This window comes from Pseudomonas juntendi, from assembly GCF_009932375.1.
Taxonomy (GTDB): Bacteria; Pseudomonadota; Gammaproteobacteria; order Pseudomonadales; family Pseudomonadaceae; genus Aquipseudomonas; species Aquipseudomonas juntendi.
In genome coordinates this window covers 18,194-28,880 of sequence record NZ_BLJG01000117.1, presented here as the reverse complement: position 1 = coordinate 28,880, position 10,687 = coordinate 18,194, and the positions used below count along the sequence as shown (strand labels likewise).

The following is a 10,687-nucleotide window of genomic DNA, read 5'->3' as shown; positions in this document are numbered from 1 at the left end:
GGCGACGCGGTGTCTGGCACCGGCTTTGCCGGTGTTCGCGGGCATGCCCGCTCCCACAGGGGGTCTGCGCTGGCTTGGAGTTGCCGCCGTACTTGCAGGAGCAACTGTCTTTCTCAAAATTTGAAAAGCCTGCGCGATTCACCTGTGGGAGCGGGCATGCCCGCGAAGAGGCCGGCACCGGCAATCTCAATTCACTGACTGCATTCAGGTTGCACCAGAACAGGCTCTTGCCGGTTTCGCCCAGGTGTTCCAAGGCTTTGTAGCCACAGCCGTAAGCGCCCCGCGGGTACTGGGCGACATGCACCAGGGCGTTACGGTGAACGAGTGTGGGTGGCCAGCATCGCAGCGGTTGAAGGCGCGTTGGGCTGTGTCGGGCTGAACTGTAACGACCCATTTCCCCGCAGAAGGCCGAAGTTGTACGCGGGGTGGAAAACCGGTGGGCAGGCAAGCCGGTTGGCCAAACGGCTACACGCGCACAACTGCCATTACGGCAGCCCTTTATCACATCCGGGTTTCCATACCCGATCGCTGAACCGACAGCGACCCGGTGATCGTCAGGAGACAGGATGAGGGCGTTCAGAGCCCCCAGATTGGCGAGTGCCCCATTCCGCTTTGGGCAATTTCTGACAGTGAAAAAGGATGGCATGACGGCGCCATTGAGGAACGTCGAGAGCAAACTGGGCAACCCGGAAATCCTTCAGGAGTAACCCCATGTTCCGCTCCACTGCCAGCTTGAAAGGTGTAAGGCATGACCTTACACTAACCCTTCAATGATCAGAAGTTTCAGGCACAAGGGCCTGAGGCTGCTCCATCAGCAACGTGACACATCTGGGGTGCGTGCGGATCATGTCAATCGCTTGCGGCGTTTGCTTGCTTCCCTTGACGTAGCAAAAACGGCTTCAGATATGAATCGCCCTGGTTATCGTCTTCATCCCCTGCATGGAAAGCTGGAAAGCTTTTGGGCGGTGAATGTTTCGGGTAACTGGCGCCTCGTGTTTCGCTTCATTGGTACCGATGTGGAGCTTGTTGACTATCTCGATTACCACTAAGGAGGCCTCAGCCATGCCTATGTTTGATCCTCCCCATCCCGGGGAGTCATTGCGAGAGGATGTGTTGCCCGCAATTGGAATGAACGTCTCTGAGTTAGCTCGTCACCTGGGCTACTCACGGGGGCAATTATCCACGGTGCTCAATGGGCGTGCCGCAATATCTGCCGATCTTGCTTATCGACTTGAATTGGCTGGCCTCGGTCCTGCCCGGCAGTACCTTGCCGAACAGGCGGCCTACGATCTTTGGCAAGCGGCCCACCGTGAGCATCCTAAGATAGAGCGGTTGATATTTGCCTGATTGTTCAGTCCGCATCCGAATCAAACAACCGCTCCAACTCAACCCGCGCCTCCTTGGCCGTTTGCATCACCTTGGCCCGGTCATCGCGGACCTGCCCCTGGGCCACCAGCACTTCTTCGTCATGCTGGGTGAACCGTGCAATCCGGTCCGCCGCCTGCTCATCGCTCAAACCCAGCCCCACCAGCGCGCGGCGGGTCATTTCCAGGCTGGAATAGAACGTCTCGCGGATTGGCTCGGCACCGACATCCGCCAACTTGTGCACATGCTGGCGGTTGCGCGCACGGGCCAGCACTTTCAGGTGCGGGTACAGGCGCTTCACCCGCTCGGCTGTGTGAATGGCAGCTTCATGGTCATCGATGGTGATGATGAAGTACTCCGCTTCACCCACCTTGGCGGCATGCAGCACTTCCGGGCGCAGCGGGTCGCCGTAGAACACCGGCACCTGCTCGAACATTCGGGTCATCTCGATGGCATCGACCGAGGTTTCCAGGGCAATGAACGGGATCTTCTGCGCGCGCAGGATGCGTGCAACGATCTGCCCCATACGCCCCATGCCGACGATTACCGCCCGAGGCGTATCCGTCTGTATCTGCTTGTATTGCTCAGGCACTTCACGCGCAGGTTGCGGCCGCTTGAGGGCGCGGGCGCAGGCAATCATCAGCAGCGGGGTAATGGCCATCGACAGGGTGATGGTCATCAGCAGCAGGTCGTAGGTCTGGGTGTCGAACAGGCCCTGGTCCTTGCCCAGCTTGAACACCACGAACGCGAACTCGCCGCCGGCCGCCAGCACCATGCCCAGGCGTAGCGCGCTGGCGCCGCTCAGGCCACCGGCCAGGCGGCCAACGCCAACCAGCAGCACCAGCTTCACTGCCACCAGCAGCAGGGTCAGGCCCAGCACCACCAGCGGCATTTCCAGCAGCAGCCGCAGGTTGGCACCCATGCCGACACTGATGAAGAACAACCCCAGCAGCAGGCCCTTGAAAGGCTCGATCTGAGATTCCAGCTCGTGGCGGTACTCCGAGTCCGCCAGCAACAAGCCGGCGAGGAAGGCACCCAGCGCCATGGAAATGCCGGCTTCCTCCATCAACCAGGCGGTACCAATCACCACCAGCAGCGCAGTGGCGGTAGACACCTCTGGCAGGCCGGTGCGGGCCACCGTGCGGAACACCGGGCGCAGCAGGTAGCGGCCGCCGACGATCACCACGGCGATGCTGGCGAAGATCTGCAAGCCGTGTTGCAGGCTGTCGCCGTGGCTGGTGTCCGGCCCGCCGGCGGCCAGCAGCGGCACCAGGGCGATCAGCGGTATGGCGGCGATGTCCTGGAACAGCAGGATGGCGAAGGCCAGGCGGCCGTGCGGGGCATTGAGTTGCTTGCTTTCGGCCAGGCTTTGCAGGCCGAGGGCGGTGGATGACAGCGCCAAGCCAAGGCCGAGCACGATGGCCGCAGGTAGCGCCTGACCGAAACCGAACAGGGCTATGGCGCCGATCAGCACGCCGGTCAGCACCACTTGGGCGGTACCGACGCCGAACACTGCCTTGCGCATCAGCCACAGGCGTTTGGGGGACAATTCCAGGCCGATGATGAACAACAGCAGCACCACGCCCAGCTCGGAAATGTGCGCCACGCTTTCGGTATCGCGGATCAAACCCAATGCCTGCGGGCCAATGACCACACCGGCCAGCAGGTAGCCAAGCACGGCACCCAGTTGCAGGCGCTTGGCCAAGGGCACGGCAAGGACAGCGGCGAGCAGAAAGATCACCGCGGTTTGTAGAAGGCTGCCTTCATGTGGCATGGGCTCGTACTCCATGAGCTGCCGGGGCAGCGTTCGAACGGGTTGGCGGACAATTCTGAGGGCCGGGGGTGGTGTTAGACAATCCGCCATCGGGGAGAAAGATTGTCCTGAAAAATGAGACAACCTGTGCAGCCCTGTGGGCGCGGGTTTCCCCGCGAAGCGGCCCGTACAGGAAACACACTGACTCAGGCCCCACCAAACTGTGCCCGATACTGCGCCGGCGTCATGCCAATCCGTTCGCAGAACACCTTGCGCATGTGCCGGTCACTGCCAAACCCGCACTGCGCCGCCACCACCTTCAATGGCAGGTCGCCGCATTCGAGCAACTGGCGGGCGCGGTCGATGCGCGCATTTTGCAGGTATTGCAGTGGCGTAATCCCCACCTCGCGCTGAAACGTGCGGGCAAAGTTGCGCCCGCTCATGGCCACCAGGTCGGCCATTTTCTGCACGGTGAAGGCCTGCTCGATATGATCGACGATGTATGCCTGCACCCTCGCCACTGGCGAGTCGTCGCGTGGCACTGCCGCCAGCAGCGGCCCATACGGCGTTTGCCCTCCTTGCCGGTGGCGCGCCACCAGCAGCACCTTGGCCACTTCCAGGGCCAGTGCCTTGCCGTGGTCTTCGGCGATAACTGCCAGTGCCAGGTCAATGCCCGCCGTGATGCCGCCAGACGTGATCAGGCAGCGATCGATGACATAGATCTGCTCGGTTTCTACCTTGGCCGCGGGAAACGCCTGCGCCAGGCGCTCCACGTAGTTCCAGTGGGTGGTGCAACGGTAGCCGTCCAGCAGCCCGGCCCGGCCCAGCAAAAATACCCCGGTACAAATCGCCCCGAACCGCTTGGCACTGCGCACGGCCTGGGGTAGCCAGCGCTCGAGCACTGGCAGCGCGATGTCGTACGCGCCAGGGCCACCCGGCACCAGCAGCAGATCCACCACGGCAGGCAGGTCTTCCAGGCGTAGGTCGGCCACCACCTTCAGCCCGCACGAGCCACGCACCGCCGCCTGCCCCTCGGCCAGGGTGAGCAACTGGTAGCGCCGCTCGGCCGGCAGGAAACGGTTGGCGATGGCGAATGCATCCATAGGCCCCGTCACGTCCAGCAACAGCACATCGTTGAACAGCACCATGGCTACGGTGCGGTGGGCGGTTTTTTCCTGCATTGCTTTTCTACCTTGAATACTGGGTGCGGCTGACGGCCTGTAACTGAATATGAAACGCATCTTATGGTAGCGGCAAACCCGCCAGGGCCAGCACCGCACAATTAAGAACAATTCAGCTTTGGCTCAGGACTTTGTCATGTGCCGGGGGTGAGACTTTCCCTACTGAACAGGAGAGTCGCCATGCACGACGGGACGCCTCAAATGCCGCTGCAACCCCCTGGGGCCCTGACGCCTGCGCGGTTGCGCCTGGCCAAGGAACTGATGCTGCGCAGCTCGCTGTCGATCATCGAGATCGCCGGCTTGTGCAACCTCACACGCAGCCATTTCTCCCGAGCTTTCAAGGTCAATACCGGGCTTTCGCCCCAGGCCTGGCGCCTGCTGGCACGCATGGAAAAGGCCAAGCGCCTGCTTGCCACCGAGGCGCCCATTACCCACGTGAGCCTGGAATGCGGGTTCTGCGACCAAGCCCACTTCACCCGTGCCTTCAGCCGCCTGGTCGGCCAGCCGCCGAATGCGTGGCGCCAGGCCCAGGCCTATTCTTAAGCCGGAGCTATTCACTGGTATAGCCCCCTGCGGGTAGTACCGCGCCGCTTTTCCAACCGAGGAGTCACCCCCATGAGCCAACCCGATTACAAGCGCCTGAACAAAGACGACGCCGTGGTACTGCTGGTGGACCACCAGACCGGCCTGATCTCGCTGGTGCAGGACTTCGCCCCCAACGAGTTCAAGAACAACGTGCTGGCCCTGGGTGACCTGGCCAAGTTCTTCGGCCTGCCCACCATCCTCACCACCAGTTTCGAGCAAGGCCCGAACGGCCCGCTGGTGCCGGAACTCAAGGCCATGTTCCCGGACGCGCCCTACATTGCCCGCCCAGGCCAGATCAATGCCTGGGACAACGAGGATTTCGTCAAGGCGATCAAGGCGACCGGGCGCAAGCAATTGATCATTGCCGGCGTGGTCACCGACGTGTGCGTGGCCTTCCCGACCCTGTCGGCGCTGGCGGAAGGTTTCGAGGTGTTCGTGGTCACCGATGCCTCGGGCACCTTCAACCCAACTGTGCAGCAGGCAGCGTGGGTGCGCATGACCCAGGCGGGCGCGCAGATGATGAACTGGTTCTCGGTGGCCTGTGAGCTGCACCGCGACTGGCGCAACGACATCGAAGGGCTGGGCAACCTGCTGTCGCAGCGCATACCCAACTATCGCAACCTGATGAACAGCTATGCGGCGCTGACGTCGCGCTGATTCAGCCCCGAACCGGCCTTGCAGCGGCTACACCCATTCCTGCAGCGTGGTACGCGCAGGTGCGGGTTGCGCCGCGAACAGGCCGGCACAGGCTAGCGGTCACTGGCCGGCAGGGTGAAGCGAATCCGGCAGCCGCCCAGCTCCGACACCAGCGCCTGCAACTGGCCGCCGTGGGCCTGCACCACCGAATTGCAGATCGCCAGGCCCATGCCCATGCCGCTGCCCTTGGTGGTGTAGAACGCATCGAACACGCGCTCGCGTTCTTCAACCGCAATGCCCGGCCCGTTGTCGTCCACACAGATCTCTACCTGCCCCGCAACTACCGCCGAGGCAATGCGCAGCACGCCATCGGCACGGTACCCCGCCAGCGCCTCCAGGCCATTGGTGATCAGGTTGAACATCAGCTGTTGCAACTGCACCGGGTCGGCCACTACGCTGACCCCCGCGTGCAAGTGGGTTTGCACCTGCACTGCGCCCTTGGCGGCATCGGTCGAGGTCAGGCGCACCACCTCGCGGATCACCGCGTCCAGCTTCACCGCCTGGCGCTGCAGCGGTGCCTGCTTGGCCAGCGAGCGCAACGCCCGCAGTATGTTGGCAGCACGCTCGCTGTCGTTGCGGATGTCCTCCAGCCCGGCCATCGCTTCTTCCAGGTCGGGCTTTGCACGCTTCAGCCAGCGCAGGCTGGCGGCGGCATTGGCAGCGATACCCAGCAACGGCTGGCTGATCTCGTGGGCAATCGAGGCCGACAGTTCGTTCATGACTTGCAGGTGGGCAGTGCGCGCAAGCTCGGCGCGAGAATGACGCCGCTCCGCCTCTATCTGCGCCCGGCTCTGGTTGTCTTCGGCCAGGCGTGTGTAGAACTTGGCCGTTTGCAGTGACACCGCGGCCTGCGCCGCCAGGATCTCCAGCATGGCCAGGCGCTGGCTGCCGAACAGGCCGGGTACCAGGCGGTTTTCCAGGTACACCAGGCCGATCAGCACCCCCTGGATCACCAGGGGCAGGCACAGTACCGAGCGGGCGCCACGTGCCTGCAGGTCCTGGCGAAAGGCTTCGGGGCAATCGCTTTGGGCATCGCTGAGCACCAGCGGCTTGCGCGTACGCATGGTGGTGTTGATGACCGACAACGGCGCCTGGGTCATGAATTTCTGGCAATTGTCCATGTTCACGTGCAGGCCGGCATCGTCGATGTAGGCGAGGGCGGCCATCTGGAATTCGGCACCGCTGACGATCAGCAGCGCACCGTGGTCGGCGCCGGAGTGCTCGGTCAGGTGGCCCATCAGGGTTTCGATCAGGCCTTCCAGCAGCACCTCCTCGGACAGCGCTCGCGCCGCTTCGATACCGGCCTCGAGGTCCAGCCTGGCCTGCTGCGTGGCACGCTGGGTTTCCTGGATCGGCTGGGTGCGCAGGAACGGATGCAGGGTCTCGAGTTGCTGCACCTTGCCGGTTGCGCCCCAGATGTGGAAACAATCGCGAGCGACGCGCAGGTGCAGGTTGGCACCGGAAATCAGGCCGCTGGGGATGCACACCTCCGCCAGTTGCTCATGGGCCAGCGCCTGTTCGTGGATGAAGCCGGCAGCGGTGGCGGCGATCTGCGCCTGGTCGAAGCAACGAATGGCGGCCAGCCCGTCGCCCTCCAGCTTGGCGATCACCCCTTCGATCAGCAGCAATTTGTTGCGGAACGTGGCCGGGTTGAAGCCTGCCCAGTGAGCGAAGCGCTCACGCAATGCCTGTAGTGCGTGCAGCTTGTCGGCAAGGCTGCCGGGGGCCTCCGGGCTGCCCAGGAGCAAGCCACGGAACAGGTGATAGTCGGTCAGGTTGATGTGGGCCGGCGCGGCCCAGGCGTAGTCGCCGGCCCGCGCCAGGTTGGCCATGGCCTGCGTATGGTTGCCCAGGTAGAAGGCGCTCATGCCGGCGAACAGGTACTCGAAGAACCGTGTAATGGGCGAGTTCGAGGGGGCGGTTGCGGTCGTGCCGGTGGTGCCGCTGAGGGCGGCGACGAACGCTTGCTGGGCCAGCAGGGTCTGCGCCACCTCCAGGTAGCCATGCCGGCGCGCGGTGGCCAGGCCCTGGGCGACTTCCTCGGCCACTTCCGGCAGGTAGCGGCCCATGATCAGCGAGTCGGAAACCAAGTGGTTGCAGGCATGGCAGCTCATGGCCAGGTCGCCGCTCAGGTGCGCCGAATCGACGGCCTCCACGGCGGTGCGGCGGGCCAGCTCCATGGGCGACGTCCAGGCACTGAGCTGGTCCAGAGCGAGCAGCGCGCTGCTCAGGTCAGCCTCCAGGCCGTGGCGCTCGATCAGCTTGAGCGCCGCCAGGCAGCAACCATGGCCATCGTGATAGGCACCAAAACGCTCGGCGCACATCACCCCGTACCAGGCCAGGCCGTAGGTGCTCCCTGGCGCTACGCCATGCAGCAACGCCAGCTCCGTGAGTTTGGCCAGGTGCAGGAAACACAGGTCGTCCTGCACCAGGAAGGATGACGACAGGGTCGCCAGCAAACCCACTGCCAGTGCGACCTCTTGCGAGTCGGTGCGTGGCAGCGACTCCAGGCAGTGAAGGCCTTTCTGCTCGATCAGGCTTTGCACACGGGCATGGCTGGCTTGCACCTGGTGTGGGTCAAGGCCTGGCGCGAGTTCGATACCCAGCATCCGCAGGCCGCCAAGCGCGCTGGCGATGGCAGCCTGGCAGTTACCCTGCGAGGTCTCCAGGCGTGCCTGCAACTGGCACACCCTGGCCCGCTCCAGCGTCGAGCCGGCACGCTGGCGGCATTCAGCCAGGCGGGCCTGGGCGGCGACCGTGCGCGACAGTTGCAAGTCGCACTCCGTTGCCATGCTGGCAATGGCAAAGCCAAGCGTGGCGCGGCTTTCCAGCGTACTGCAGGCTTCGAGCAGCTGTTGTGCCGTGTGCAGGTAGCCGGCGGCCTGCTCATAGGCGCGGCTGTCACGCGCCCGCTGTGCCGCCTCGTACGTAAGCTGCAGGAACGTTGCGCAGTCATTTGCGGCAAACCCGCACGGGCTGGCGCGTTGCAGCTGATGGGCAATCTCGAACAGCAGCGCCTGCAGGCGGTCTGGCCAAGCCCCGAGCATGGCCAGGGCAATGCGCGCATGCAGCGCTTCGCGCTCGTGCCCTGGCGTGAGTTGATACGCCGCTTCCTGCACGCGGTCATGCACGAAGCCCAGGCCGCTCTGGCTTGACAGCAGGAAGCCCGCGGCAATCAGGGCCTGCACCGCAGTGCCTGGCGCCCGCCCCAGTACCCGCTGCAATACGCCATTGTCGCAGCGGCTGCCTGCGGCGCTGGCGATGCGCAGTACGTCGCGCTGTGGCGCGGGCAGGCGCGCCAGGCGGTGGATCATCAGCTCGGCGACATTGTCGGCGTAACGGTGACGGGCCACGGCCTGTGGGCACCACGACCAACGCATGGCCTGGGTATCGAAGAAGAACAACTGGTCTTCGACCATGGCGCGCAGGATCTGGTGGATGAAGAACGGGTTGCCTGCGGTCTTCTCATGTACCTGTGCAGCCAGTGCCAAGGCGGCTTCAGCATCCACGTGGTAGCGCTCGGCGATCAACTCGGCCACCGCGCCAACGGCCAGCGGGCGCAGGTTCAGGGTGGTGCTGCGCAGTGAGTGGGGGACGCTGGCCGGGCCTTGGGTAGTGCCGGTGTCGCTGCGTTGGGCAAAGATCAGCAGCAGGTTGCCGGGCGCGTTTGCCAGCAGTTGCGCCAAGAGCTGGCGCGAGGCGTCATCGACCCACTGGATGTCGTCGATGAACAGCACCAGTGGCAGGCCGGGGCGGCTGAATACTGCAAGGAATTCGACCACGGCCCGCAGCTCCTTCTGCAGCGCCATGGGGGTAAGTTTGCCTGGCAGTGGCGGCAACGCGCCGAGCACTAGCTGCAGGTCTGGCGCCAGCTTGCCCAGCAGCCGGCCGTGGCCTTGGATGCGGCGCAGGATGTCGTGGCGCAGGGCGTCGAGTTCGTGGCTGTCCTTGGCCAGCAACTGGGTGGTCAGGGCGCCGAGGATTTCCACCCAAGGCGCGTAGGGCGCAGCCTGCGACACGCTGTTGCACTTGCCGACCGCCCAGTACCCTTGAGCATTGGCCTTGAGTGCAGCGGCCACCAGGCTCGACTTGCCCATGCCTGCGGCGCCTTGAATATGCAGCACTTGCGGCGTGCTGTCGCGGCGCAACCCCTTGAGCAGCAGCGCAATGGCCTGCTGTTCGGCATCGCGGCCATACAGGCGGCTGCCATGGGCGGCGACCGGGTCGGCGCAACCTGGTTCAAAGGCCGCCATGTGTTTGCTGGCAGCCCATTGCCGCTGGCAGTAGCCCAGGTCCACGGCCAGGGCGTGTGCGCTCTGGTAGCGTGCGTCCGGCTCCTTGGCCAGGGCCTTGGCCAGCACGCTGCTCAGCGGCTGCGGCACGCGGTTGTCGACTTCGCAGGCGGTCTTGGGTTGTACCCCCGCATGCAGCTGACGCCAGTGCTGGGTATCGCGCCCGGTCAGTGGCAATTCACCGAGCAGTAGTTGGTACAGGATCGCCCCCAGGGCATAGATGTCACTGCGCAGGTCGTTGTTGCTGCCGTGCGGGCAGACTTGCTCGGGCGCCAGGTAGGTCCAGTTGCCGAGCGGCATGCCTTGCTCGCCGAGCGGATGCGCAGGTGTTGCACGGAACCCGCCCAGCCGCACCTGCAAGTTGTCCTGCACATGCACGTGGGCTGGCTGCAGGGCGCCGTGCAGTACATTGCTTTGGTGGGCCTGGGCCAAGGCAGTGGCGGCGTTCAGCGCAATCTCCAGGAACGGCTCCAGCGCCAGCCGGCCTTCGCTGAGCAGGTCGGCGATGGACTGACCGGCCGGGTACACCAGCAGTGGGCCTTCGGGGGAACGCACGAACGCGCACGGCACCACTGCCCACTGTGGGTCCAGTTTCAGCCGGTAGTCGCGCTCCAGGCGCTGACAGGCGGCGGGCGCTTCGAGCGGTGCGCGCATGGCGAGCCAGGCTTGCCCGCTGGTGGGGTCGCACAGGCGGAAGCAACTGAGCTCGCCATCCTGGCCCAACGCTGTGATGTCGCAGTTGTTGAGCCAGCTTTCGTCGACTGTCTGGTCGTAATCGATGGGCCTGTGAGCAAGGCGTTCATCGCGCATGAAAC

7 protein-coding genes are annotated in these 10,687 nt (G+C 64.3%); 4 read left to right on the top strand and 3 right to left on the bottom strand.

All coding sequences use genetic code 11. The annotated features are described in order from the left end of the window. The first annotated feature begins 770 nt into the window (after window positions 1–770). Window positions 771–1,049 (top strand): type II toxin-antitoxin system RelE/ParE family toxin, encoded by a 279-nt coding sequence (locus GYA94_RS16615; protein WP_009681629.1) that lies wholly within the window; start codon window positions 771–773, stop codon window positions 1,047–1,049. Between the two features lie 13 nt (window positions 1,050–1,062). Beyond that, window positions 1,063–1,347 (top strand): HigA family addiction module antitoxin, encoded by a 285-nt coding sequence (locus GYA94_RS16610; RefSeq protein ID WP_009681630.1) that lies wholly within the window; start codon window positions 1,063–1,065, stop codon window positions 1,345–1,347. 4 nt (window positions 1,348–1,351) lie between these two features. Here the strand turns inward: GYA94_RS16610 and GYA94_RS16605 are convergent, their stop codons facing one another. Beyond that, a complete protein-coding gene (locus GYA94_RS16605) occupies window positions 1,352–3,139 on the bottom strand; it encodes a monovalent cation:proton antiporter-2 (CPA2) family protein (protein WP_161892731.1) in 1,788 nt (595 codons plus the stop codon). Between the two features lie 185 nt (window positions 3,140–3,324). Beyond that, window positions 3,325–4,299: a GlxA family transcriptional regulator gene (locus GYA94_RS16600; RefSeq protein WP_110678603.1), complete on the bottom strand. Its 975-nt coding sequence runs from the start codon at window positions 4,297–4,299 to the stop codon at window positions 3,325–3,327. A gap of 180 nt (window positions 4,300–4,479) precedes the next feature. On the opposite strand from GYA94_RS16600, the gene GYA94_RS16595 reads away from it, so the two are divergent. Beyond that, a complete protein-coding gene (locus GYA94_RS16595) occupies window positions 4,480–4,842 on the top strand; it encodes a helix-turn-helix domain-containing protein (protein ID WP_029887800.1) in 363 nt (120 codons plus the stop codon). A gap of 72 nt (window positions 4,843–4,914) precedes the next feature. Next, complete coding sequence (gene ycaC / locus GYA94_RS16590; RefSeq protein WP_009681634.1) at window positions 4,915–5,541, top strand: isochorismate family cysteine hydrolase YcaC; 627 nt, start codon at window positions 4,915–4,917, stop codon at window positions 5,539–5,541. A gap of 92 nt (window positions 5,542–5,633) precedes the next feature. On the opposite strand, the gene GYA94_RS16585 is transcribed toward ycaC, so the two are convergent. Beyond that, window positions 5,634–10,682, bottom strand: coding sequence for a trifunctional serine/threonine-protein kinase/ATP-binding protein/sensor histidine kinase (locus tag GYA94_RS16585; RefSeq protein ID WP_161892730.1), 5,049 nt, complete (start codon window positions 10,680–10,682; stop codon window positions 5,634–5,636). Window positions 10,683–10,687 lie beyond the last annotated feature (5 nt).